This window comes from Streptomyces sp. NBRC 110611 (assembly GCF_001590865.1).
Taxonomy (GTDB): Bacteria; Actinomycetota; Actinomycetes; order Streptomycetales; family Streptomycetaceae; genus Streptomyces.
In genome coordinates, this window is the sequence record NZ_BBUY01000009.1 from 97,359 (window position 1) to 120,451 (window position 23,093).

Sequence of the window (23,093 nt, forward strand, 5' to 3'; positions counted from 1 at the left end):
GAACGCGGTGTTGCGCGTGGATGGCGGGGTAGCCGGTGGTGTGGCCGGTGAGCCGGGGCGACCGGGCGATTGTCAGTGCTGGGGTTTAGGGTCGCAGACGTCGCCGAGAAGTGAGCACGTAGGGCGGGGGAGGTGACGGGCCATGAACGGCATGGCTGCCGGACCGAGTTGTCTGGAAACGAACGACTGGATCTGCGGTGAGTATGTCCGCACCCGCGGTCAGGAGCTGCTGGACGCGACGCTCCAGCACCTCGGCATCACCGCGGTGTCGGTGGTGATCGGCCTGGCCGTCGCCGTGCCGCTGGCGCTGCTGGCCCGGCGCTGGCGGGGCGCCGCCGGGCCGGTCCTGGGGCTGACGACGGTGCTCTACACGGTCCCGTCACTGGCGATGTTCGCCCTGCTGACCCCGGTCTTCGGGGTCTCGGCGGCGGTGGTCGTCACGGGCCTGGTGCTCTACTCGCTGACGATCCTGGTGCGCAATGTCCTCGCCGGTCTGCAGGCGGTGCCCGCCGAGGTGCGGGAGGCCGGCCGCGGGATGGGGTACGGCCCCGCGCGGCTGCTGTTCGAGGTGGAACTCCCCCTCGCGCTGCCCGCGGTGGTGGCCGGACTGCGGATCGCCACGGTCTCGACGGTCGCGATGACCACCATCGGCTCCGTCGTCGGCTACGGCGGCCTGGGCAATCTCATAGCCAGCGGGATGGCGGGCTTCTTCAAGGCCGAAGTGCTCACGGCGTCGGTGCTGTGCGTGCTGCTGGCGCTGGTGGCCGATGTGCTGCTGATGGGCCTTCAGCGGCTGCTCACGCCCTGGGCGCGCCCGCGGACGAAGCCGAAGGCCCCGGCCGCCCGGCGCGGTGCCCGTACGGCGAAGGCGGTGGGCTGATGGAGGCGGTCACGGGTGCCTGGCAGTGGCTGACGACGGCCGCCAACTGGGCCGGGGAGAACGGAGTGTGGCACCGCCTCACCGAGCACCTGTGGCTCAGTGCGCTGTGCCTGGTCCTCTCCTGCCTGATCGCCCTGCCGCTGGCGCTGTATCTGGGACACCTCGGCAAGGGCGGGACGCTGGCGGTCAACATCTCCAATGTGGGCCGCGCGGTGCCGACCTTCGCGGTGCTGGTGCTGCTGACGCTCAGTCCGCTGGGGCGGTACGGCGACTGGCCGACGGTGATCGCGCTGGTGCTGTTCGCGGTGCCGCCGCTGCTGACCAACGCCTATCTGGGCATGCGGGAGGCGGACCGCGATGTGGTCGAGGCGGCCCGGGGGATGGGCATGTCGGGTCCGCAACTCCTGCTGCGGGTCGAGATACCGCTCGCCTATCCGCTGCTCATGACGGGCCTGCGGTCGGCCACGGTCCAGGTGGTGGCGACCGCCACCCTCGCCGCGATGGCCGGCGGCGGGGGGCTGGGCCGGATCATCACCGCGGGCTTCGGCAACTACGACACCGCGCAGGTCGTCGCGGGCGCGCTGCTGGTGGCCGTGCTCGCCCTGGCCGTGGAGGGCGTCCTCGTCCTCGTCGAGCGGCTGCTGGACCCGCTGCGCGGACGACGGCGCGCCGCCACCCGCACGGCCTCGCGTACGGCATCCCCTACCGCAGCCCGTACCCCAGTCCGTACGCCCGAGGACACCGACCGGCGCCCGTCCGACCAGCCCCCGTCCGGCCAGCGGCCGTCCGATCAGCCCCTGTCCGATCAGCCTCCGCCCGACCGGGCCCCGGCGGATCAGGCTCCGCCCGATCCGGCGCGGCCTGACCCGTGCGGACCGGACCTGTCCCGGCCGGACGACCTGTCCCGACCGGAACCGATCCGAACGAACTGAAGACTGAAGGTGGCATCCATGAGCAGCACGTCGCGCGCGGCCCGTACCGCGCTTGTCGCGGGCACGGTGGTCGCGCTGGCGGCCGGGCTGGCCGCGTGCGGCCAGAGCCTGGAGGAGAAGGGCGGTGCCAACGGCAAGGACGGTAAGGGCGAGATCGTCATCGGCTCGGCCGGTTTCACCGAGTCCAAGGTGCTCGCGGAGATCTATTCCAGGATCCTCGCCGATGCCGGATACCGGACCCGGGTACAGACACTCGCCAATCGCGAGCTGTATGAACCGGCCCTGGAGAAGGGGCAGATCGATGTGGTGCCGGAATACGCCTCCACCCTCGCCGAATTCCTCAACGCGAAGGTGAACGGCAGCAAGGCGGAGCCCGTCGCCTCCAGCGACATCGACAAGACGGTGACGGCACTCGGGAAGCTCGCCGGGCCGCGCGACTCAAAGTGCTGCCGGCGGGTGCGGCGACGGATCAGAACGCCTTCGCGGTCAGCCGGGAATTCGCCGCCGAGCACCGCCTGAAGACCCTCTCCGACCTCGGTAAATCGAAGCAGAAGATCAAAGTCGCGGCGGGCGAGGAGTGCGAGACCCGGGTGTTCTGCAAGCCGGGCCTGGAGCGTACGTACGGCATCGACGTCACCGGCCTGGACCCCAAGGGAGTCGGGACCCCGCAGGCCAAACAGGCGGTCAAGGACGGCACGGACCAGCTGGTGCTCACCACGACCACGGACGCCACCCTCGACAACTTCGGACTGGTGCTTCTGGCCGACGACAAGAAGCTGCAGAACGCCGACAATGTGCTGCCGGTGGTGAATGCCAGGACCGCCGGTGACAAGGAGATCGAGACCGCGCTCGGGAAGCTGACCCGCAAGCTGACGACCGAAGACTTGATCAACTTGAACCGCAAGGTCGACGCCGAGCGGCTCAAGCCCGCGGATGTCGCGCAGGCTTATGTCGAGTCCAAGGGGCTGGTCAAGAAGTAACCAGCGGGAAACGGATTGGTGTGCGGGGCCCCATAGGCCCCGCACGCACGGTAAGTTTCTGGCCATGCCACGAGGACGCCACCGCCATTCACCACCCCTCCACCGGCTGCTTCCTCCTGTGACGGTCGCCGGTGCGTCAATCGCCTGCGCCGCGGGCGCGTGGTTCGTCGGCGACGATCTGGTGCAGCGGGTGCTCGCCGCGGGCGCGGCGGCCGCCGCACTCACCGGCGCCGTCCTTCTGCGCGGCTGGGACCGTAAGGCCGGCCGCCGGGTCGCCGAACTCACCCGCGCCCGGGTGCGCGACGAGTGGCGCACCGAGGAGCGGATAGCCGAGCTCGAAACGGATGTCGAGGAGGCCCGCGAGCTGCGCACCGCCCTGGACGCCAAACTGCGTGCCAAGCGTGCCGAACTGGCCCGGCTGCGCAGCGAACACGCCGAGCTGCTGCGCCGTTACGCCACCGCCGAGACCGAGCGGGCCAGCGCCCTGGAGGGCCGCCGCCTCCTCGCCATCGAGTCCACCTCCCCGGTCTCCCCGGCCGTATCGGCCACTTCGGCCGCATCGGCCACCTCGCTGCCGGCCATCGCGCGCCTTCCCCGAGCGCTCGGTTCCTCCCGGGCAGGTGGGTCCGCGTCCGCCATCGTCCTGGCCCGCCGCGAGCCCGCCCCGACGCCGGACCGCCCGGCCCCGACGCCGGACCGCCCGGCCCCGGCTCCGGCCACGTACGAGCAGGCCGACCAGGCACTCCGCCGGCTCGCCCGCAACGCCGCCCGGCAGCGCGCCGCCCAGCAGTCCGCCCGGCAGCGCGCCGTCCAGCAAACCGCCCAGCACTCCGCGCAGGACACGGCGAAGGGCGCCGGGGACACCCCCCAGGGTGCTTCGGGTACCGCCCGGAGCGGCGGGGACGGTGACAACGACCGGGGGAACTCCCCGGCGGCCGCCGCCGAGCGCACGGGCGGCGTACCTCACGCCCGTACGGCCGCTGCCGCCGGACCCGCGCTCCGCCCGGTCCCGGCCGCCGCCGTCGCACCGCCCCGTCCCACCCCGTCCCGCGAGCTGGGCGGCTTCGACTTCTTCGGCAACACGGCCCCGCCCCGCCCCCGGCAGCTGACCGCACCGTTGCAGGACGACCTGGCGGACGTCGTGGGCGACGAGGCCGTCGCCGAGCAGTCGGCGCGCGCCGAGGCCCGTGCAGAGTCGCCCGCCAAGACTCACGCAGAGGCCGCGGACGTCGCGGATGACGGTGGGCTGACCGATGCGGCCGCCGCCGACGACGCTGCCGCCGGTGAGGTCATCGACCTGACCGCGCACGACGAAACCGAACAGCTCGACGTCGGCGCACTGCGCAGCGCCATCTCCTGACCCGCCCGGCAACCGCTGCTGGCGCGACCGACCGTGGTCCGGACCTCTGTGGCTCCGGAGCCCTCACCGGCTCCGGGGCCGCACGTCGTTCGGCCCGCGTAGTTCGGCCCACGTAGTTCGGTCCCTGTGGTCCGGCCCTCGTGGTCCGGATCCGCGCGGCGCGGGGCGCGCCTTGTCCACAGGGTGTGGACCGCATGCGGTGTGGTGGACGGGCAGCGGGTCGTCAGGCTCGGCTCACGTGCGACTCACGACGTGCGATTCACGTGCGGCTCATATGCGACGGCGCTCCGGTGCGAACGGTGTGCCGCTCGTCCGCCCGCGGTAGCCGACCGCCAGGGCTTCGCCCAGGAAGCTGACGCCGATGGCCAGTTGGACCGGCCGGGCGTTCTCGTGCATCCCCATCTTCACCGCCAGGAACCCGAAGCCGGCCATGGCGAGCAGCGATATCACGGCCACGCCGAACGTACGGCCCGTATAGCGCTGCCACAGTGCGCCGTTCCGGGACGACAGCTGGACGGTCGCGCCGCGCAGGGCGCCCAATGCGCAGCCGAGCAGCGCGCCGGCGCCCGTCCACATCAGATCCGTGCCGGTCGCCTCCTCGGCCTTGGCCAGTGCGATGACGCCGATGGTGATGAGGACGGCCGGCGGCACGAACAGATCGCGGACGTTGACCTCCTCGCCCCGCAGCCGCTTGACGACCACCGCGACGACGGCGGCCAGGATCAGCCCCGCCAGCAGCCATTCGTTCATGGTTCCCCCTGTGTTCCACGTGTTCCGCGTGTTCCCTGCACCTGGAAGCGCGCCTGGCAGTTTTTAGCTCGCCCGTGCCAAAAAATAATTTAGCGCGGGTGTGCCACAATCGCAAGATGCCGAAGATTGTTGATCCGCAGGCCCGCCGCCGGGCCGTCGCCGAGGCCGTGCTCCGCGTGGTGCGGCGGGAGGGCGTCGAGGGGGCGTCGCTCCGTAACGTCGCCGCGGAGGCCGGACTGGCCGTCGGGTCGGTCCGCCACTACTTCAGCGACCACGACGAGGTGATGATCTTTGCGATGAAGGAGCTGAACGCCCGCATCGAGTACCGCGTAGGAGGTCACGCCGAACGGCTCCTCGCCGCCGCTGCCGACAACGGTGACAGCGCCGATGACGTCGCCGCCGCGGCCGGTGAGCGCCGTACCCGCGCGGAGGAACTGCTCGCCGAATTCCTGCCGTTGGACGACGAGCGGCGGGAGGAGGGCATGCTCTGGCAGGCGTTCACGACCGCGGCCCGTACGCGCCCCGAACTCCGGCCGCACGCCGTCGAGCTGGAGTCCGGAATGCGGGTCCTGCTGACGCGGATGCTGCGCGGGGGCCAGGAGGCCGGCAGCCTGCCCGAGGACCTCGACCTGGAGCTGGAGACGCTGCGGCTGTCGGCCCTGCTCGACGGCCTCACCTTCCAGGCGACTCTGGAACCGGACCGGGTCACACCGGAGTTGCTCCGCCGCGTCCTGCACCGCCACCTGGAGACTCTCCGCAAGGGCCCGTGACGGCGGATGCCCTGATCCCCTGCCTGATCCCCTGCTTGATCTCCTACCTGGTTCCCTGCCTGATCTCCTACTTGTCGATGTCTCCCACCACGAAGAACATCGACCCGAGGATGGCGACCATATCGGCCACCAGCGTCCCCGGCAGCAGCTCCACCAACGCCTGGATGTTGTTGTACGACGCCGAGCGCAGCTTCAGGCGGTAAGGCGTCTTGTCGCCCTTGGAGACCAGGTAGTAGCCGTTGATGCCCAGCGGATTCTCGGTCCAGGCGTAGGTCGCGCCCTCGGGCGCCTTCAGGACCTTGGGCAGCCGCTGGTTGATCGGCCCCGGCGGCAGCTCCGCGATCCGGTCCAGGCAGGCGTCGGCGAGGTCGAGCGCGTTGTGGCTCTGCTCCAGCAGGCACTCGAAGCGGGCCAGGCAGTCGCCCTCCTCCCGGGTGACGACCTTGAGCGTGGACCCCAGCTCCCCATACGCCAGATACGGCTCATCCCGTCGCAGATCGAAGTCGACACCGGAGGCGCGGGCGATCGGCCCCGAGACGCCGTACGCGTGCACCGCCTCCGGCGCCAGCACGCCGACCCCGCGGGTACGGCCGCGGAAGATCTCGTTGCCCAGGACCAGGTTGTCGAAGACGTCCATACGGGAGCGGACGTCGGCGATGGCCTGCCGGGCCCGGCTGAGCCACCCGGCCGGCAGGTCCTCCTTGAGGCCGCCGACGCGGTTGAACATGTAGTGCATCCGGCCGCCGGAGATCTCCTCCATGACGGTCTGCAGCTCCTCGCGCTCACGGAACGCGTGGAAGACCGGAGTGATACCGCCCAGCTCCAGCGGGTACGAGCCGAGGAACATCAGATGGTTCAGCACCCGGTTCAGCTCGGCCAGCAGCGTCCGCATCCACACCGCCCGCTCGGGCACCTCCATGCCCAGCATCCGCTCGACGGCCAGCACCACACCCAGCTCGTTGGAGAACGCCGACAGCCAGTCGTGCCGGTTGGCGAGCATGATGATCTGCCGGTAGTCGCGCGCCTCGAAGAGCTTCTCGGCGCCACGGTGCATATAGCCGATCACCGGCTCGGCGTGCTGGATCCGCTCGCCGTCCAGGACGAGGCGCAGCCGCAGCACGCCGTGCGTCGAGGGATGCTGCGGGCCGATGTTCAGCACCATGTCGGTGCTCTCCGCCGCGCCGCCGATGCCGACCGTCGTCTCCGTCATGGGAACAGTTTCGCAGCACGCCGTCCGCGGCTGTCAGGCGTCCCACTCCTCGAGCCGTGTGAGCAGCTCCGCGCACTCCTCGCCCACCGGCTCCAGCAGCCAGCCGAAGCCGCCCAGGCCCGCCGGATCGGTCAGCTCCGCCGCCGCACCGGCGGCGCTCAGCGCCCGTACGTACCCGGCCGGGTCGTCGGTGGCCAGGGTGAGCGGCGGACGGCGGCCGTCCACCCCCAGGGCGCGCAGCGCCTCCCGCTGGGGCAGCAGCTTCGCCGACGGGCCGGCGCAGGCGTCCAGCGCCACATGCGCCGTGATGTCGCAGCTGCCGTCCGGTACGGGACGCACCTCGCGGCCGTCGCGGAAGCCGGTGAGCGTGCCGAACGGCGGGCGATCGCCCCGTTCGTGCGCGTAGTCGGCGGCGACGGCGAGCCCGGCGCGCAGCGTACGGACGGCCCGCGCCCAGGCCTCGTCCCGGGGGCGGCCGATTTCGGCGCGCAGCCCCGGGGGCAGCGCGGAATCCGCAGACAGCGGCGGCGTCCACCACCGGCGCAGCCACTCCGCGTCCGCGCCGTCGCCCGGATCACCCAGCTGGGCCGGGTCACTCAGCTGGGCCGGATCGCCCGGCCGAGCCGGTTCACCCAGCCGGACCGGGTCACTCAGCCGGACCGGATCACCCAGCCGCTCGGTGCCGTCGTCACGCACCAGCACCCGGCGCAGCACACCGTCCGCGTCCGTCTCCACGACGTCCACCGGCACGTTGTCGAGCCACTCGTTCGCGAACAGCAGCCCCGTGACCGAGCCCACGGCGGGCAGCTCCGCCCGCCACTCGATCCGCGGGTCCAGGCCCTCGGGGCGCGCGGCCCGCTCGACGGCGTACGGGCGCAGCCGCGCCACGACCTCCGCCGGCAGCGCGGCCAGCACCCCGGTCAGCAGCTCGCCGCGGCCCGCGCCCACATCGATCAGTGCCAGCTCGCCCGGCCGGCCGAGGGCGTCGTCGACGCGGCACAGGAGGCCGGCGACAGCCCCCGCGTACAGCGGGGAGACATGCACCGAGGTACGGAAGTGACCGGCCGGGCCGGGCCCCCCGGGCCGGGTGTAGAAGCCCCCGTCCGGGCCGTACAGCGCCCGCTCCGCCGCATCCCGCCAGCCCCGCCACTCGTTCGTCACACGCCCACGGTACGGGCGGGCACCCCGCCCCGTCCCCGGGGGCTTCGCAGGTCATGCCAGGGGCCGACACATTTGGTGCAGAGGTTCTCCACCTTGGGGAGTAGACCCGGCGCGGAGGATCGCTCCTCCGGTTGACTCCCGCACCTGCCAGTGCTGCCTACGCTGGGTTACGTGCAGCGCCTCTACGACTTCCTCCGCAGGCACCCGACGGGAGTGGACAGCTTCTGGGCCATCCTCCTCCTCGGGTTCAACAGCCTGTGGATCATGTCGGACCTCTACAGCTGGGAGCAGCTCCTCGGCGCGGCCGTCACGATCGGCCTCAGCCTCGTCATAGCGCTGCGCCGCAAGTTCCCCGTGACGATGCTGCTGCTGGCGACCGCCATCGGTATCGGCCAGCTGGCCCTGTTCATCGTGCCCAACCCCGGCGATCTCGCGATGTTCGTGATCGCCTACACCGTCGCCTCCGGCCCCACGATCCCCCGTTGGGCCTCCCGCTTCGCCCTCGTCGGCACCCTCGTCGGCCCCGCCCTTGTCACCTGGCGCTTCAACCCGCCGGACACCCCTGGCCGGCCGATGTGGGAAGCGGTGATCTTCACTGGTCTGATCACCGTGCCCTTCGTCCTCGCCTGGGTGCTCGGCGACTCCATGCGCACCCGCCGCGCCTACTGGGCGCAGCTGGAGGAGAAGGCCGCCCGGCTGGAGAAGGAGCGCGAGGCGCAGTCCCGGATCGCGGTCGCCGCCGAGCGCGCCCGGATCGCCCGCGAGCTGCACGACGTCGTCGCCCACAACGTCTCGGTGATGGTCGTCCAGGCCGACGGGGCCGCGTACGTCCTCGACGCCGCGCCCGAACAGACCCGGCAGGCCCTGGAGACGATCTCCGGCACCGGCCGCCAGGCGCTGGCCGAGATGCGCCGCCTGCTGGGCGTCCTGCGCACCGGCGAACAGCCCGAGGGCGGCGAGTACGTCCCCCAGCCCGGCGTCGAGCAGCTCACCGAGCTCGTGGACCAGGTGCGGGGCGCGGGGCTGCCGGTCGACTTCCGGGTGGCGGGCGAGCCCCGCCCGCTGCCCAGCAGCATCGAACTCACCGCGTACCGCATCGTCCAGGAAGCGCTCACCAACACCCGCAAACACGGCGGACCCGATGTCCACGCGACCGTCCGCCTCGCCTACCGGGACGACGACCTCGATCTGCTCGTCGAGGACGACGGGCGCGGTGCGCAGCACGAGCTGTACGAAGAAGGCGGGGCCGACGGCCTCGGCCACGGCCTGATCGGGATGCGTGAACGTATCGGTATGGTCGGCGGCAGCCTGACCGCGGGGCCGCGGCCGGGCGGCGGCTTCCGTGTCAGCGCGGTACTCCCGTTCAAACCGGCCCAGTGAGGACCGGTCCGCTCATGCCACCGCCGCTACCGTCGCCACCGCGACCGCCGCTGCCATCGCTACTGCGACCGCCGCTGCCATCGCTACTGCGACCGCCGCTGCCACCGCGACTGCCGCTGCCGCACCGGGCCGCGCCCCCGCCCTTGTCCCCGTCCCATGCCCCCACATCCCTCCCGTCCATGCCTGAAGGGAACCCCCTGCCATGACCGTCCGCGTGATGCTCGTCGACGACCAGGTGCTGCTGCGCACCGGCTTCCGGATGGTGCTCGCGGCCCAGCCCGACATGGAGGTCGTCGCGGAGGCCGGTGACGGAGTCGAGGCCCTGGAGGTCCTGCGCTCCACCAAGGTCGACGTGATCCTCATGGACGTCCGTATGCCGCATCTGGACGGGGTGGAGACCACCCGCCGGATCTGCGAGGGCGGGCAGCGCGAGGACGCCCCGAAGGTGCTCATCCTGACCACCTTCGACCTCGACGAGTACGCCTTCTCCGCGCTGAAGGCCGGGGCCAGCGGCTTCATGCTGAAGGACGTGCCGCCCGCTGAGCTGCTCTCCGCGATCCGGGCGGTGGAGAGCGGCGACGCGGTCGTCGCGCCCTCCACCACCCGCCGGCTCCTCGACCGGTTCACGCCGATGCTGCCCGCCGCCTCGGCCACGTCGGCCCACCCCGAGCTGGACCGGCTGACGGACCGCGAGCGGGAGGTGCTGCTCCTGGTCGCCCAGGGACTGTCGAACGGTGAGATCGCGGCGCGGCTGGTGCTGTCCGAGGCCACGGTGAAGACGCACGTGGGGCGCATCCTCACCAAGCTGAGCCTGCGGGACCGGGTCCAGGCGGTGGTGCTGGCGTACGAGACGGGACTGGTGCGGGCCGGGGGAGCGGGGGCGTAGTCCCGCCCGTACAGCGCAACACTGCCGGCCTGTACTGGCCTGTACTGCCGACACTGCCCAGCGCGGTGGCGGGGCAGCACGTCCGCTCAGCGCAGCACGCCCTCGAGGAAGTCGCTGCCCAGCCGGGCCACCACCTGGAGGTCCAGCTGGTGCAGCACATAGCGGCCACGGCGCCGCGTCTGTATCAGCCCGGCCTTCTTCAGCGTCGCGATATGCCGCGAGACCTCCGGCGAGGTGATACCGAATGCCGTCGCCAGCTCGCCCGTCGTGTGCGGCCCCCGGGACAGCGTCCGGCACAGCTGCATCCGCATCGGATGGCCGAGCGCTTCCAGCCGCTGCTGGATGAGCTCCAGTGTGGCCGTCGCCGGCAACTCGGTGTCCGCGACCGGGTACTGGAGCACGGGGCGCCAGCCCGGGGCATGGCTGACCAGCAGATGCGGCCAGCCGAACGACGTGGGTACGAAGGTGACGCCGGGGTCGCCCGGATCGGCGTACGCGGTCGTACGGCCCACTGCCAGCTTGTCCACCAGGATGCGGGCGCCGGTCGCGGTCTCCTCCAGGGAGAGCGCCGCCGAGGTCGCGGGCAGCGTCTCGGCCAGCCCCTTGTGCCGCAGCAGCTCGGTCTTGTGCCGGGCGTCGGCCGCCAGCTGGACGCCCACCCGCCGCCAGATGTCCCCGAAGAACGCGTCCTCGCAGTCCTCGAAGAGCCGGCGCAGCCACACCCGCAGACCGTCGGGGTCGGTCAGCATCCGGTCCGTGAACGCCGCCTGCCGCGGGCCGCGCGCCGCCGCCATCTCCCGTACGCGGGCCCGTTCGTTCGCATCGACCAAGGGCGACGGCGTGCACCGGGTGTACGAGGCCGAGCAGTTGATCTCGAACGCGGAGGCCACGAACCGCTCGTCGTCGATTTTGTCCAGCTCGTCCAGATCCTCGGCCAGGGTGGCACCGGGGCGGGCGGGCAGCAGGATGTCGGAACGCGTGGACCGCCACAGGAAGTCCGCCTCGCACAACCGGTCGGCGAGGTCGGTCTTCAGCGCCGCGTTGGTCGCGGTGACCCAGCCGTGCAGCCCGGGGTGGTGCCCCGGCTCGGACAGCGCATGCAGCGCGGCACTCAGCTCCGCCAGCGGGGAGGGGCAGAAGACGACGCGCTCCTGAGGCAGCCCGGTGATGTCGATGACGTTGGCCATGCACCCATCATGCGCGAGGTCACGACCTGCACGTTCGTCGTTTGACGGCTCCCGTCAAATGACGTGCCACGGCCGCGGCCCCGGTCCCACAGTGAGACCCATGAACGCCAACCAGCAGCACATGCTCGACGCCTACCGCGCCGCCCAACGGGGCGAGCAGCCCCCCGCCGCACCCGGAGTGCACACGGTCCGCACCGCCCGCGAGATCCGCGGCTGGCTACGCTTCCGGGCCGTCGTACGGGAGGCCTTCCGCACCTCCGCCACCGCGACCGCCACTCCCGCGAGTTGACCCCGACGGTCGCCGGCGCCGCTCCACAGGGCATCACACGGCATCACACGGCGCCGTCCTCGCCCTCGGTGATCCCCAGGCATTCCGCGATCTCGGCCGGTGTCGCGATCTCCCCGGCATGGACGATGCGTTGCCCGCCCCGGCGACCACGGGCGGCAGCCTCCGCGCCCCAGGCGTCGGGCTGCCGCTGGTACATGGATGCCGCGAAGGGCCGGCCCGACTACGGGAACCGTGAGAAGGCGTGTGCCGCGCTCCGGGCCGCGCGCGGAGCGGCGCCTGAGCAGACCCGGAACGATCCCCAAGTAAGGGAGACCGTGCGGGCATTGATCCAGCTGGAGCGATATGCCAAGCCATCCCTCTCAGGCTTTGCCTCGTGGCTCGGTATCACGTGATGTTTCACAAGGCATGAAACCCGCTCTGTAGACGCGGCAGCAGCATGAAGCGATCAGGTCCCGGTGAGGCGATGAGGCTCCCGGGGTGCGGTCAACGCTGCTGAGGAGCATCACCGTGCCGAACTGCGTCGTCTGGATCCTTGAACTACCGCTGCGCTGGTCACTGCCCGCCCAGGGCTGTCATCGGTCTGCCGGTGCAGTATTACAAAGGGGCTGCCGCCCAAGGGGAATGCCGCCTAAGGGATCAGCCGCCACCACTCCGTGACCGCTGTGCGCACGTCCTCGGGCGTCCACTTCAGGGCCGAGGTCGCGACCGTGACCTCGGTCATCGACAGGCCAGGCGGTATGGCGCCGGTCGGGGTGAACCATTCGCGGAACAGTGTCGTCCGGGTCTTCTCCGCATGGCGTGCGCCGGCCTCGTTCAGGGTGTCGGCGGGGACGGGCAGCCATACCTGGAATTGGTGGGTGTGCGGTACCTCCGGGTGTATGCGGAACCACGGCACGCCCGCCTCGGCCAGGCCGTCGGCGAGCGCTTGCGCGACGACCTTCGCATGGGCCGCATACCGCGGCAGGCGCGGGAGTTCACGGTCCAGTCCGGCGAGCGCGGACAGGGCGGCCGGCCACTGCTGGAAGAGCTGGCCGCCGTAACGGTGCCGCCAGGCGCGGGCCTCCTCGATGACGTTCTCCGGGCCGGCCAGAGCGGCGCCGGACAAACCGTCCAGAGACTTGTAGAACGAGACGTAGACGCTGTCGGCGAGGGTGGCTATCTCAGGGAGCGAACGGCCGAAGTGCGGACCGCACTCCCACAGGCGCGCCCCGTCGAAGTGGATCACGGCGTCGCGGTCCCGCGCGGCCGCGACGGTGGCCTTCAGCTCCTCCCATTCCGGGAGGACGAACCCCGCGTCCCGCAAGGGGAGTTCGAGAGCGAGGGTGCCGAATGGCTCCTCCAGGTCGTATATCTCCTCGGGTGTCGGCAGCCGTGGTGCGCGCGTCGGATGCACCATGCGCAGCCCGCTGACCTGTGCATATGCGGCGCGCTCGTGCACCTCTAGGTGGGAGAGGGGATGCGCGGCGACGGCCGTGCTGCCCATGCGCCCCGCCCAGCAGCGCAGCGCGACCTGCTGCGCCATCGTGCCGGTCGGGAAGAAGGCGGCGGCCTCCATGCCCAGCGTCTCGGCGGTACGGCGCTCCAGCGCGCCCACGATGCCGTTGTCGTTGCCGTAGCTGTCCGCCCAGTCGTCGAGGTCGTACGTGGCGGGAGCGTCGGCCGTCAGGCGGGCCAGCCGCTCGCGCAGCGTCTCGGCTGCCCGGCCGCTCGCCAGCACCCGCTCCGAGCCGTGCCAGGCCGCGATCAGCCGCGCCCGCTCGACCGTGTCTGTGCCCTCGGTGCTCTCTGTCTCGCCTGTGCCCGTCTCCTCGGCCTCCGTGTCGGGCTTCCGTGCGTCCCTCGTCACGGCCCCCACCTGCCCTTCCGGTCTCTTGCCGTCGTGTGCTGCCCGCGTGCCGCCTGTGTGCCGCCCGTATGCCGCCTGTGTGCCGTCGTCCGTTCGCTGCGGCTCGCTGTGTCGCATTGAGCATGGACCAGTGCCGCGCGCGGCCGCGACCCCTGTGGATAAAGTTGTGGATAACTTGTGGGGTGTGAGGGGATTGATGTCGGGGCGGTCCCGTCTCTCTCCCCCCAGCACGGCCCCGAGGCCGCCGGAAACACTCGCGTAGCATGGCGAGGAATCGTCCGGTACCCCCCGCGGACTGGAACGGAAGGCCATCGCCGCGTGAACGCAAACCCACCTATCGAGGCCCAGGACCGCCCCGCCCGGCTCACCGTCGGAGTCGTCGGCGCGGGCCGTGTCGGGCCCGCCCTCGCCGCATCGCTGCAGCTCGCAGGGCATCGCCCGGTCGCCGTGTCGGGCGTATCCGACGCCTCCGTACGGCGTGCCGCACAGCTGCTGCCCGACGTCCCGCTGGTCACCCCGGCCGAGGTGCTCGCCCGCGCCGAGCTGGTGCTGCTGACCGTCCCCGATGACGCGCTCGCCGGTCTGGTGCGCGGCCTCGCGGAGACCGGCGCCGTGCGGCCGGGCCAGCTGCTGGTGCACACCTCCGGGCGCTACGGGACGGCGGTGCTGGAACCGGCCACGCGGGCAGGTGCACTGCCGCTCGCCCTGCACCCGGCCATGACGTTCACCGGCACCTCCGTGGACGTCCACCGGCTGGCCGGCTGTTCGTTCGGCGTGACCGCGCCCGACGAGCTGAGGATGGCCGCGGAGGCGCTGGTCATCGAGATGGGCGGGGAGCCCGAGTGGATCGCGGAATCCGCTCGTCCGCTCTACCACGCCGCCCTCGCCATCGGCGCGAACTACCTGGTCACGCTGGTCGCCCAGTCGATGGAGCTGCTGCGGGAGGCGGGCGTGCAGGCTCCGGACCGGATGCTGGGGCCGCTGCTCGGGGCCGCCCTGGACAATGCGCTGCGGTCCGGCGACGCCGCGCTGACCGGGCCGGTCGCGCGTGGGGACGCGGGTACGGTCGCCGCGCACGTCGAGGAGTTGCGCCGGCACGCGCCCCAGAGCGTCGCGGGGTATCTGGCGATGGCCCGTACGACCGCGGACCGGGCGCTGGTCCACGGGCTGCTCAAGCCGGAACAGGCGGAGGACCTGCTGGGCGTGCTGGCCGGGCCCGCACCCGACGCCCCCCGGACGTCCCGCAGCGACTCCGACGGTCCCGGCTCCGGCCCCACTGGCACTGGCTCCGACGGTTCAGGCTCCGGCCCCGGCGGGCCTGGCCCCGGCCCCGACGAACCCGATCCCAACGACCCCGGCCCCAACGGAGGCGACCAGTGACGACCCCGCCCCCGTCCACGCCGTCCACCCCGCCCGCCTCATCCGCCTCCTCGACCGGTCCCGTCGCCCCCCGGAGCCCTCACCTCCTCCACACCGCCGGGGCCCTCCGCGCCCTCCCGCGCCGTAGTGGCGGGCGGGCCGTCGTCATGACCATGGGGGCACTGCACGAGGGCCACGCCGCCCTGATCCGCGCCGCCCGTCGGCGCGTCGGGCCGCAGGGGCAGGTCGTCGTCACGGTCTTCGTCAATCCGCTGCAGTTCGGGGCGGGCGAGGACCTGGACCGCTATCCGCGGACCCTGGACGAGGATGTCGAACTGGCCGTCGCGGCGGGCGCGGACGTGGTGTTCGCGCCGTCCGTCGACGAGGTCTACCCGGGCGGAGAGCCGCAGGTCCGGATCACCGCGGGTCCCATGGGCACGCTCCTGGAGGGCGCCAGCCGTCCGGGCCACTTCGACGGGGTGCTGACCGTCGTCGCCAAGCTGCTGCACCTGACCGCGCCGGACCTCGCGTTCTTCGGCCAGAAGGACGCCCAGCAGCTCGCTGTGATCACGCGGATGGCCGCCGACCTGAACTTCCCCGTGGAGATCGTCGGCGTCCCGACGGTACGAGAGGAGGACGGGCTCGCCCTCTCCAGCCGCAACCGCTACCTGTCCACCCCGGAGCGGCGCACCGCGCTCGCGCTCTCCGCGGCCCTGTTCGCGGCCCGCGACCGGCTCACCGCCGAAGAGGCGCTGCGCGCCCGCGCCGTCTCCACGGGCCACCCCGCGCAGGACCGCTCCGCGGCACTGGCCGCCCTCGGTGAGGACCGGGCCGCCGCCGACGCCCACGCCGTCGCCTACGCGGCCGCCGGCCCGCCGCACGGGCCGTCCGTGGCGCGTGCCGCGGCCCGCGCCGTGCTGGAGGACGCTGCCCGGCTCGAACCGCCGCTCGTGCTCGACTACCTGGCGCTGGTCGATCCGTCGGACTTCACCGAGATCGCGGACTCCTACGAGGGCGAGGCGGTCCTCGCGATCGCCGCCAAGGTCGGCACGACCCGTCTCATCGACAACATCCGGCTCACCTTCGTACCGGCCGGCACCGGCACGCAGGTATCACCGGCCGGCACGGACGTATCACCGGCCGCCGATCGCCGCACTCCACGCAGTACCGATACACCCCACACACCCCACACACCCCGCACTCCCCACACACCACACACTCCCCAAGGCCCCCTTGGAGGGACCCGATGACGGTCACCGGAACAGGCCCCGCCCCCGTACCAGGCACCGGAATACGCCTGACCGCCCCCGCCCCCGGCTGGGCCATCGACGCGGACGTCGTCGTCGTGGGCTCCGGAGTGGCCGGGCTGACCGCCGCGCTGCGCTGCGCCGAGGCCGGGCGCCGGACGGTCGTCGTCACCAAGGCCCGCCTGGACGACGGCTCCACCCGTTGGGCGCAGGGCGGAATCGCCGCGGCACTGGGCGACGGCGATTCCCCGGAGCAGCATCTGGCCGACACCCTCGTCGCGGGCGCCGGGCTGTGCGACGAGGCGGCTGTGCGGACCCTGGTCACCGAGGGCCCGGACGCCGTCCACCGGCTCATCGCGGCCGGTGCGCGCTTCGACACCGCACCGGACAGCGACGAGATGGCGCTCACCCGTGAGGGCGGCCACCGGCGCCGCCGTATCGTGCACGCCGGCGGCGACGCCACCGGCGCCGAGGTCTCCCGCGCGCTGGTCGACGCGGTCCGCGCCGCCGGACTGCGCACCATCGAGAACGCCCTCGTCCTCGACCTGCTCACGGACGCCGACGGCCGGACGTCCGGCGTCACCCTGCACGTCATGGGGGAGGGGCAGCACGACGGCGTCGGCGCCGTCCACGCCCCGGCCGTCGTCCTCGCCACCGGAGGCATGGGGCAGGTCTTCTCCGCGACCAGCAACCCCGCCGTCTCCACGGGGGACGGGGTGGCCCTGGCGCTGCGGGCCGGCGCCGAGGTGTCGGACCTCGAATTCGTGCAGTTCCACCCCACGGTCCTGTACCTGGGCCCGGAGGCGGAGGGCCAGCAGCCGCTGATCTCCGAGGCCGTACGGGGCGAGGGCGCGTACCTCGTGGACGCCGACGGCACGCGTTTCATGGCCGGGCAGCACGAGCTCGCCGAGCTGGCGCCGCGCGACATCGTCGCCAAGGCGATCATGCGCCGGGCGCACGAACAGGGCGTCGACCACATGTATCTGGACGCCCGGCACTTCGGCGCCCGGATGTGGGAGACCCGCTTCCCGACCATCCTCGCCGCCTGTCGCAGCCACGGCATCGACCCGGTCACCGAACCGATACCGATCGCCCCGGCCGCCCACTACGCCTCCGGAGGCGTCCGCACCGACCTGCACGGCCGCACCACGGTGCCCGGCCTCTACGCGTGCGGCGAGGTCGCCTGCACCGGCGTCCACGGGGCCAACCGGCTGGCCTCCAACTCCCTCCTGGAGGGCCTGGTCTTCGCCGAGCGGATCGCTTCGGACATCACCGACAACGCCGACACCGCTGTCGATATCGCTGGTGCCGCCGATGCCGCCGATGCCGCTGGTGTCGCCGGTACCGCCGATGCTCCGGCGGCCCGTACCGCGCTGCCGTTGCTCGCCCCCGAGGCCCGGGGCGAGGTTCAGCGGATCATGACCACCGGCGCCGGCGTGCTGCGCAGCGCCGACAGCCTCGCCCGGGCCGCCGCAGAGCTGGACCGCATCCATCACGAAGCGACGGAGGCGGCCGCCGAGAACGTCGAGACCGCCCGCAACACGCCCGGATCCCCCGAGGCCACCTGCAAGGCGCCCGAGCCCGGTGTGGAGGCCTGGGAGGCCACCAACCTGCTGTGCGTCGCCCGGGTGCTGGTCGCCGCCGCTCAGCGCCGCGCGGAGACCCGCGGCTGCCATTGGCGCGAGGACCACCCGGACCGGGACGATGCCTCCTGGCGCCGCCACTTCCGCATCACCCTGGGGGCGGACCGCGCGCTACGCATCCATACGACGGCGACCGCCGACTTCCCGCCCACTGCCGACTCGCCGTCCGCCGCCGAGTCCCCGAATACACCCACCGCCGACTTCCCGGATACGGAGCCCACCCCGTGAGCAGCACCTCCGACGCCCTTCCCCTCCTCCAGATCGGCGGGCCCGCCGGTAGCGCCCCCACCGGTGGCGGCTGCGGCGACGCCTGTGGCTGCGCCGGCGACGACGGCTCGTCCGGGATCGACCCGCTGACCTGCGGACTCGACCCCGACCTGGCCGCGCTCCTGGTCGCCGCCGGGCTCGACCCCGTACAGGTCGAGGACATCGCGCACCTCGCCGTCGAGGAGGACCTCGACCAGGGGGTGGACATCACGACCGTGGCCACTATTCCCGCGGACGCGGTCGCCTCCGGCGACTTCACCGCACGTGAGGCCGGTACGGTCGCCGGCCTGCGGATCGCCGAGGCGGTGCTCTCCCTCGTCTGCACCGAGGAGTTCGCGGTCGAACGGCACGTCGAGGACGGCGACCGGGTCGCGGCCGGCACCAAGCTGCTGACCGTCACCACCCGTACCCGAGATCTGCTCACCGCCGAGCGCAGCGCGCTGAACCTCCTCTGCCGGCTGTCGGGTATCGCCACCGCGACCCGGGCCTGGGCGGACGTCCTGGAGGGGACCAAGGCCAAGGTCCGCGACACCCGTAAGACGACGCCGGGGCTGCGCGCCCTGGAAAAGTTCGCGGTGCGCTGCGGAGGCGGCGTCAACCACCGGATGTCGCTGTCCGACGCGGCGCTGATCAAGGACAACCACGTGGTCGCGGCCGGCGGGGTGGCCGCGGCGTTCGCCGCCGTACAGGAGGAGTTCCCCGGGGTGCCGATCGAGGTGGAGGTCGACCGGCTCGACCAGATCCCGCCGATCCTCGCCCAGGGCGTCGAGCTCATCCTGCTGGACAACTTCACCCCGGAGCAGACCCGGGAGGCCGTGGAACTGGTCGACGGGCGCGCGATGCTGGAGTCCTCGGGCCGGCTCACCCTGGACAACGCCCGTACGTACGCCGAGACCGGCGTCGACTACCTGGCCGTCGGCGCGCTGACGCACTCGTCCCCGATCCTCGACATCGGCCTCGACCTGCGCGAAGACGAGGAAGACCGGGAAGGCGAGGAAGACCGGGAAGGCGAGGAAGACGCCGGTTCCTCCGCCGTCGTCCCCGACTCTGCCCCTGCCCCCGACCCTGCCCCTGCCGTTGCCCATGCCGATCCGCGTGAGGGCCGCTGACCGCCATGCTGCTGACCATCGACGTAGGAAACACCCACACCGTCCTGGGCCTCTTCGACGGCGATGAGATCGTCGAGCACTGGCGCATCTCCACCGACGCCCGCCGCACCGCCGACGAGCTCGCCGTGCTGCTGCAGGGGCTGATGGGAATGCACCCGCTGCTCGGCGACGAGCTGGGCGACGGCATCGAGGGCATCTCCATTTGCTCCACCGTGCCCTCCGTCCTGCACGAGCTGCGCGAGGTCACCCGGCGCTACTACGGGGACGTGCCCGCCGTCCTGGTGGAGCCGGGCGTCAAGACGGGCGTCCCGGTTCTGATGGACAACCCGAAGGAGGTCGGCGCCGACCGGATCATCAACGCCCTGGCGGCGGTCGAGCTCTACGGCGGCCCGGCGGTGGTCGTCGACTTCGGTACGGCCACGACGTTCGACGCGGTCAGTGCGCGCGGCGAGTACGTGGGCGGTGTGATCGCGCCGGGCATCGAGATCTCGGTGGACGCGCTGGGGGTCAAGGGCGCCCAGCTCCGCAAGATCGAACTGGCCCGGCCGCGCAGCGTCATCGGCAAGAACACCGTCGAGGCGATGCAGTCCGGCATCCTCTACGGCTTCGCCGGGCAGGTCGACGGCGTGGTCCAGCGGATGGCGCGGGAGCTGGCCGAGGAGCCGGAGGAGGTGACCGTGATCGCCACCGGCGGGCTGGCCCCGATGGTGCTCGGCGAGTCCTCGGTGATCGATGCGCACGAGCCCTGGCTGACCCTGATCGGGCTGCGGCTGGTGTACGAGCGCAACGTCGGCCGGGCGTAGCCGACGTCCGGCCTGGGCAACGGATCCCGTAGGGGGTGATCGAACGGATCCCCTAAGGGTCGCGAGGCCCCCCTGCGGGGCCACAACCGGCCGGAGCCGGGCGGTATTCCGCCTCTGGGCCGCCGACGAGCTCACACGCGGGGCCGGCGGCGACGAGCTCACACGTGGGCCCGGCGACAACGTCGGACTCCGGGCCGGAGACGATGCCGGACTCCGGGCCAGGCAACGGGACCAGCACTGGCCGGGCAAGGGGGCCAGGACCGACCGGGCGACAGGACCAGCACTGGCCGGGCAACAGGGCCAGGACCGGCCGACAACGAGGCCGGCAACTGCCCGGCCGCGCGACATCCGGAGGCACCGGTCGTGTGCCCCTGTGGTGCGGCTCGTTGCCGCGCCACCATTCACGAATTAAGCGGCTTTTGTCGGAATAGGTCGTAAAGTCGCTATATGCCAATGCCAAACGGAACCCGCGGCGGCGTCGCCTTCAGCGCCGAAGAGTTGCGTGTGCTCCGTCGCGCCCTCGCCCACGCCCTCCGGACGACACCCCGCCCCGCCCCGCCAGCAGTCCCCGCCCCGTCGGCCGTCCCCGGCCCCGAGCGTGCGCGGGACGTCCGGGAACGGGACATCCAGGAACGGGATGTCCAGGAATACGTCCGGCTGGCCGAGGCCGTCGACGAGGCGGTCCGCGAAGGCGGCCGGCTGCGCGCCTTCCTGCTCGCCGACCTCGCCCGCTATCGCGAAGCCCTGCCCGCTTCGGCCGCCGGCTACCTCGCGCTGCTGACCGAGGCCCTGGAGGCCGGGCACACCCCCGGACCCGAGGACCTCGCCGCGCTGCGTGCGCTGCCCACCCGGCACGCCGGCCCGGCCGTACGCGAGCGCCACGGCGCCCTGCTGCGCCACTGCGAGCACCTGGCCGACATCTCCGTGCGGGTACGGCTGCGCGCCCTGCCAGGCGGCCGTTCAGGGGCTCGTGGCGGGCGTGAACCGGACCCCGCCCGCGAGCCGGAACCGGAGCGCAAGCCGGACCCCGCGCCCGCGCCCATGCCGCAGCCGAAAGCCCCGCGGCGCGACCGGCCGATCCCCACACCCGGCGAGGTCTTCCCGCCCCGCCGCAAGCCCGGTCGGCCCCCCGCGAGCCGCACCGCCTGAGGGCTGCGTAGTCTGACGGGGTACGTCCGGATGCTCACGCCCGCCAGGGAGGCCCTTCGTCATGGATTACGTCGCAGCGCTGCTCCCGCCCGCGGTGATGGCCGTGGCCTTCACCTTTCTGATCGTCACGATCATCAAGAGCCAGGGCGGCGCGAACAAGGCCAAGGAGGACGCCGCCGTGGACTCCGCGCTGGCCCGCGCGGAGTCCGCCGGGCAGAACCCCACGGCGGCGCGCAGCGCCTGAACCACCCGCCGCCCCTCGGGCGGCAACGCGGCGCATGCCTGCACGGCCCGGGACCCCGAGCGCCCCGCGCCGTGCAGGCATGCGCCGCTCCTTTGGTCCGCTCCACTTCGCTTCAGTTTCAGTCGGGATTCCCTGCCGCTCCCGTTACTGCTGACCGCCGACCGCTGATCACCGATCGCTGATCGGCGACCGCTTCCCGCGTATTCGCCCGAGTTCCCGCTCGTCGACGTGGCGATTCGACGCAACTCGACACAACTCGATGCCACTCGAAGCAACTCGGCGCAACGAATCGGCGCAAACGCGCGAGAACACCGGACATTTCTGACATCTACGACTATTGTTCTTGTGTGCCGAGGCCATTGGGTGATCTGGAAGACGCGGTCATGACGCGGGTCTGGGAGTGGAACCGCCCGGTCACCGTTCGAGAAGTCCTGGAAGATCTGCAGAAGGAACGGTCGATCGCTTACACAACGGTCATGACCGTATTGGACAACCTTCATCAGAAGGGCTGGGTGCGCCGCGAAGCGGAAGGCCGCGCCTATCGATATGAGGCGGTCTCCACTCGCGCCGCCTATGCGGCCGCACTCATGAACGAAGCGTGGTCCGCCAGTGACAACCCCGCGGCTGCGCTGGTGGCCTTCTTCGGCATGATGTCGCCGGAACAGCGCCATGCCCTGCGCGATGCCGTACGGATCGTCCAGGCCGACGACGAACGGTCCGAGGAACGATCCGAGGAACGGGCCGTCGAGCGGTCCGAAGAACGGGCCGAAGAACGGGCCGAGGAGCGGTCCGACGAACGGGGACGTGCCGGAGAAGCCGGAGCGGAAGCGGGCCCGCAAGCGGACCGTGAAGCCGGATCCGCGGAAGGGGACGAACCCGGGACGGGCGCCAAGGGCAAGGGGCGATAGCGTCCGGGCATGCCTCCCCATTCAAAAGGGCTCACTGTCCGCCGCGCCAGGACCAGTGATGTACCGGCCGTACGCCGGCTCATCGACGCCTACTCACGTGACGGGATCCTGCTCGACAAAGCGACCGTCACGCTTTACGAGGACATCCAGGAGTTCTGGGTCGCGGAGCGCGACGAGGACGGCGAGGTCGTCGGCTGCGGGGCGCTCCATGTCATGTGGGAAGACCTCGCCGAGGTCCGCACCCTGGCCGTGGACCCGCGGCTGAAGGGCTCGGGCGTCGGCCATCAGGTCCTCGACAAGCTGCTGCGCACCGCGAGCTGGCTCGGAGTGCGGCGCATTTTCTGTCTCACCTTCGAAGTCGACTTCTTCAGCAAGCACGGCTTCGTGGAGATCGGCGAGGCTCCCGTGGACGGAGATGTCTACAGCGAGCTGCTGCGTTCCTATGACGAGGGTGTTGCGGAGTTCCTCGGCCTCGAACGAGTGAAGCCCAACACCCTCGGTAACAGCCGGATGCTTCTGCATCTGTGATCTGCATCCGTGATCTGCGCGTGATCTCGCCTGCGATCTGTACCTGTGATGAGTGTTCTATGTCCGAATCGCTCCCCTATCTCATGGCTGGCGAGCTATCTCAGGCCAGGGAAGTGGCCGGGGAAGCATGCGTTCCCCGGTCTGCGGGCAAGTGAACCCTACCCAAGGGTTTGTGTTTTTCCCGGAAAAGCGGTTTGCTTTCCGT

At 71.8% G+C, this 23,093-nt stretch carries 21 protein-coding genes and 2 pseudogenes; 17 read left to right on the top strand and 6 right to left on the bottom strand.

The features are described 5' to 3' along the window. Positions 1-142: 142 nt before the first annotated feature. The 4 genes and pseudogenes from AZE13_RS20350 to AZE13_RS20365 all read left to right on the top strand — a co-directional run bounded on the left by AZE13_RS20350 (position 143) and on the right by AZE13_RS20365 (position 4,152). Positions 143-880, top strand: coding sequence for an ABC transporter permease (locus AZE13_RS20350; RefSeq protein ID WP_398780184.1), 738 nt, complete (start codon positions 143-145; stop codon positions 878-880). Continuing rightward, a pseudogene (locus tag AZE13_RS20355) lies at positions 880-1,593 on the top strand (ABC transporter permease); the annotation flags it as partial. The gene AZE13_RS20350 and the pseudogene AZE13_RS20355, both read left to right, overlap by 1 nt. A gap of 237 nt (positions 1,594-1,830) precedes the next feature. Further along, a pseudogene (locus AZE13_RS20360) lies at positions 1,831-2,792 on the top strand (ABC transporter substrate-binding protein). A gap of 64 nt (positions 2,793-2,856) precedes the next feature. Beyond that, complete coding sequence (locus tag AZE13_RS20365) at positions 2,857-4,152, top strand: coiled-coil domain-containing protein (protein ID WP_066933711.1); 1,296 nt, start codon at positions 2,857-2,859, stop codon at positions 4,150-4,152. Between the two features lie 270 nt (positions 4,153-4,422). On the opposite strand, the gene AZE13_RS20370 is transcribed toward AZE13_RS20365, so the two are convergent. Continuing rightward, the gene (locus tag AZE13_RS20370) at positions 4,423-4,902 is read right to left on the bottom strand and encodes a DUF1453 family protein (RefSeq protein ID WP_066933714.1); all 480 of its coding nucleotides are present in this window, start codon (positions 4,900-4,902) and stop codon (positions 4,423-4,425) included. A gap of 116 nt (positions 4,903-5,018) precedes the next feature. Between AZE13_RS20370 and AZE13_RS20375 the strand changes: the two genes are divergently transcribed. Then, positions 5,019-5,672, top strand: coding sequence for a TetR/AcrR family transcriptional regulator (locus AZE13_RS20375; protein ID WP_066933986.1), 654 nt, complete (start codon positions 5,019-5,021; stop codon positions 5,670-5,672). 67 nt (positions 5,673-5,739) lie between these two features. Here the strand turns inward: AZE13_RS20375 and AZE13_RS20380 are convergent, their stop codons facing one another. Together AZE13_RS20380 and AZE13_RS20385 are read right to left on the bottom strand one after the other, a co-directional pair. Continuing rightward, positions 5,740-6,882: an NADH-quinone oxidoreductase subunit D gene (locus tag AZE13_RS20380; protein ID WP_066933717.1), complete on the bottom strand. Its 1,143-nt coding sequence runs from the start codon at positions 6,880-6,882 to the stop codon at positions 5,740-5,742. 33 nt (positions 6,883-6,915) lie between these two features. Continuing rightward, a complete protein-coding gene (locus tag AZE13_RS20385; protein WP_066933720.1) occupies positions 6,916-8,043 on the bottom strand; it encodes an SAM-dependent methyltransferase in 1,128 nt (375 codons plus the stop codon). 171 nt (positions 8,044-8,214) lie between these two features. Between AZE13_RS20385 and AZE13_RS20390 the strand changes: the two genes are divergently transcribed. Both AZE13_RS20390 and AZE13_RS20395 read left to right on the top strand, forming a co-directional pair. Further along, on the top strand, positions 8,215-9,423 hold the full coding sequence (locus AZE13_RS20390) for a sensor histidine kinase (RefSeq protein WP_066933989.1): 1,209 nt from the start codon (positions 8,215-8,217) through the stop codon (positions 9,421-9,423). Positions 9,424-9,625: 202 nt separating this feature from the next. Continuing rightward, positions 9,626-10,309 (top strand): response regulator, encoded by a 684-nt coding sequence (locus AZE13_RS20395; RefSeq protein WP_066933722.1) that lies wholly within the window; start codon positions 9,626-9,628, stop codon positions 10,307-10,309. An 86-nt stretch (positions 10,310-10,395) separates the two neighbouring features. Here the strand turns inward: AZE13_RS20395 and AZE13_RS20400 are convergent, their stop codons facing one another. Continuing rightward, the gene (locus AZE13_RS20400) at positions 10,396-11,496 is read right to left on the bottom strand and encodes a DUF5937 family protein (protein WP_066933726.1); all 1,101 of its coding nucleotides are present in this window, start codon (positions 11,494-11,496) and stop codon (positions 10,396-10,398) included. 100 nt (positions 11,497-11,596) lie between these two features. On the opposite strand from AZE13_RS20400, the gene AZE13_RS20405 reads away from it, so the two are divergent. Continuing rightward, positions 11,597-11,785, top strand: a complete 189-nt coding sequence (locus AZE13_RS20405; RefSeq protein ID WP_066933729.1) for a hypothetical protein — start codon at positions 11,597-11,599, stop codon at positions 11,783-11,785. A gap of 43 nt (positions 11,786-11,828) precedes the next feature. On the opposite strand, the gene AZE13_RS34190 is transcribed toward AZE13_RS20405, so the two are convergent. Together AZE13_RS34190 and AZE13_RS20410 are read right to left on the bottom strand one after the other, a co-directional pair. Continuing rightward, complete coding sequence (locus AZE13_RS34190) at positions 11,829-11,981, bottom strand: hypothetical protein (protein WP_181690392.1); 153 nt, start codon at positions 11,979-11,981, stop codon at positions 11,829-11,831. Positions 11,982-12,413: 432 nt separating this feature from the next. After that, positions 12,414-13,631: a beta-eliminating lyase-related protein gene (locus AZE13_RS20410; protein WP_066933992.1), complete on the bottom strand. Its 1,218-nt coding sequence runs from the start codon at positions 13,629-13,631 to the stop codon at positions 12,414-12,416. 318 nt (positions 13,632-13,949) lie between these two features. On the opposite strand from AZE13_RS20410, the gene AZE13_RS20415 reads away from it, so the two are divergent. The 9 genes from AZE13_RS20415 to AZE13_RS20455 all read left to right on the top strand — a co-directional run bounded on the left by AZE13_RS20415 (position 13,950) and on the right by AZE13_RS20455 (position 22,888). Continuing rightward, positions 13,950-15,011 carry a Rossmann-like and DUF2520 domain-containing protein gene (locus AZE13_RS20415; RefSeq protein ID WP_066933732.1) on the top strand — a complete coding sequence of 354 codons (1,062 nt, stop codon included), beginning with the start codon at positions 13,950-13,952 and terminating at the stop codon, positions 15,009-15,011. Continuing rightward, complete coding sequence (gene panC, locus AZE13_RS20420) at positions 15,008-16,240, top strand: pantoate--beta-alanine ligase (RefSeq protein ID WP_066933735.1); 1,233 nt, start codon at positions 15,008-15,010, stop codon at positions 16,238-16,240. Before AZE13_RS20415 ends, panC begins: the two co-directional genes overlap by 4 nt. Then, complete coding sequence (locus AZE13_RS20425) at positions 16,237-18,108, top strand: L-aspartate oxidase (protein WP_066933738.1); 1,872 nt, start codon at positions 16,237-16,239, stop codon at positions 18,106-18,108. The genes panC and AZE13_RS20425 overlap by 4 nt, the downstream gene beginning before the upstream one ends. Continuing rightward, complete coding sequence (nadC, locus tag AZE13_RS20430; protein WP_258527890.1) at positions 18,105-19,256, top strand: carboxylating nicotinate-nucleotide diphosphorylase; 1,152 nt, start codon at positions 18,105-18,107, stop codon at positions 19,254-19,256. Before AZE13_RS20425 ends, nadC begins: the two co-directional genes overlap by 4 nt. Before the next feature lie 5 nt (positions 19,257-19,261). Then, on the top strand, positions 19,262-20,059 hold the full coding sequence (locus AZE13_RS20435; RefSeq protein ID WP_066933741.1) for a type III pantothenate kinase: 798 nt from the start codon (positions 19,262-19,264) through the stop codon (positions 20,057-20,059). A 447-nt stretch (positions 20,060-20,506) separates the two neighbouring features. Further along, positions 20,507-21,208, top strand: a complete 702-nt coding sequence (locus AZE13_RS20440; RefSeq protein WP_066933744.1) for a hypothetical protein — start codon at positions 20,507-20,509, stop codon at positions 21,206-21,208. Between the two features lie 61 nt (positions 21,209-21,269). Continuing rightward, a complete protein-coding gene (locus AZE13_RS20445; RefSeq protein ID WP_066933747.1) occupies positions 21,270-21,452 on the top strand; it encodes a hypothetical protein in 183 nt (60 codons plus the stop codon). Positions 21,453-21,835: 383 nt separating this feature from the next. Next, a complete protein-coding gene (locus tag AZE13_RS20450) occupies positions 21,836-22,360 on the top strand; it encodes a BlaI/MecI/CopY family transcriptional regulator (RefSeq protein WP_066933751.1) in 525 nt (174 codons plus the stop codon). Positions 22,361-22,369: 9 nt separating this feature from the next. Further along, a complete protein-coding gene (locus AZE13_RS20455) occupies positions 22,370-22,888 on the top strand; it encodes an amino-acid N-acetyltransferase (RefSeq protein WP_066933754.1) in 519 nt (172 codons plus the stop codon). The last annotated feature ends 205 nt before the right edge of the window (positions 22,889-23,093 follow it).

Coding starts and splice junctions, on each gene's coding strand:
- AZE13_RS20350 (WP_398780184.1), top strand. CDS start 143: ATGAACGGCATGGCTGCCGGACCGAGTTGTCTGGAAACGAACGACTGG.
- AZE13_RS20365 (WP_066933711.1), top strand. CDS start 2,857: ATGCCACGAGGACGCCACCGCCATTCACCACCCCTCCACCGGCTGCTT.
- AZE13_RS20370 (WP_066933714.1), bottom strand. CDS start 4,902: ATGAACGAATGGCTGCTGGCGGGGCTGATCCTGGCCGCCGTCGTCGCG.
- AZE13_RS20375 (WP_066933986.1), top strand. CDS start 5,019: ATGCCGAAGATTGTTGATCCGCAGGCCCGCCGCCGGGCCGTCGCCGAG.
- AZE13_RS20380 (WP_066933717.1), bottom strand. CDS start 6,882: ATGACGGAGACGACGGTCGGCATCGGCGGCGCGGCGGAGAGCACCGAC.
- AZE13_RS20395 (WP_066933722.1), top strand. CDS start 9,626: ATGACCGTCCGCGTGATGCTCGTCGACGACCAGGTGCTGCTGCGCACC.
- AZE13_RS20400 (WP_066933726.1), bottom strand. CDS start 11,496: ATGGCCAACGTCATCGACATCACCGGGCTGCCTCAGGAGCGCGTCGTC.
- AZE13_RS20405 (WP_066933729.1), top strand. CDS start 11,597: ATGAACGCCAACCAGCAGCACATGCTCGACGCCTACCGCGCCGCCCAA.
- AZE13_RS34190 (WP_181690392.1), bottom strand. CDS start 11,981: ATGTACCAGCGGCAGCCCGACGCCTGGGGCGCGGAGGCTGCCGCCCGT.
- AZE13_RS20425 (WP_066933738.1), top strand. CDS start 16,237: ATGACGGTCACCGGAACAGGCCCCGCCCCCGTACCAGGCACCGGAATA.
- AZE13_RS20435 (WP_066933741.1), top strand. CDS start 19,262: ATGCTGCTGACCATCGACGTAGGAAACACCCACACCGTCCTGGGCCTC.
- AZE13_RS20440 (WP_066933744.1), top strand. CDS start 20,507: ATGCCAATGCCAAACGGAACCCGCGGCGGCGTCGCCTTCAGCGCCGAA.
- AZE13_RS20445 (WP_066933747.1), top strand. CDS start 21,270: ATGGATTACGTCGCAGCGCTGCTCCCGCCCGCGGTGATGGCCGTGGCC.
- AZE13_RS20450 (WP_066933751.1), top strand. CDS start 21,836: ATGACGCGGGTCTGGGAGTGGAACCGCCCGGTCACCGTTCGAGAAGTC.
- AZE13_RS20455 (WP_066933754.1), top strand. CDS start 22,370: ATGCCTCCCCATTCAAAAGGGCTCACTGTCCGCCGCGCCAGGACCAGT.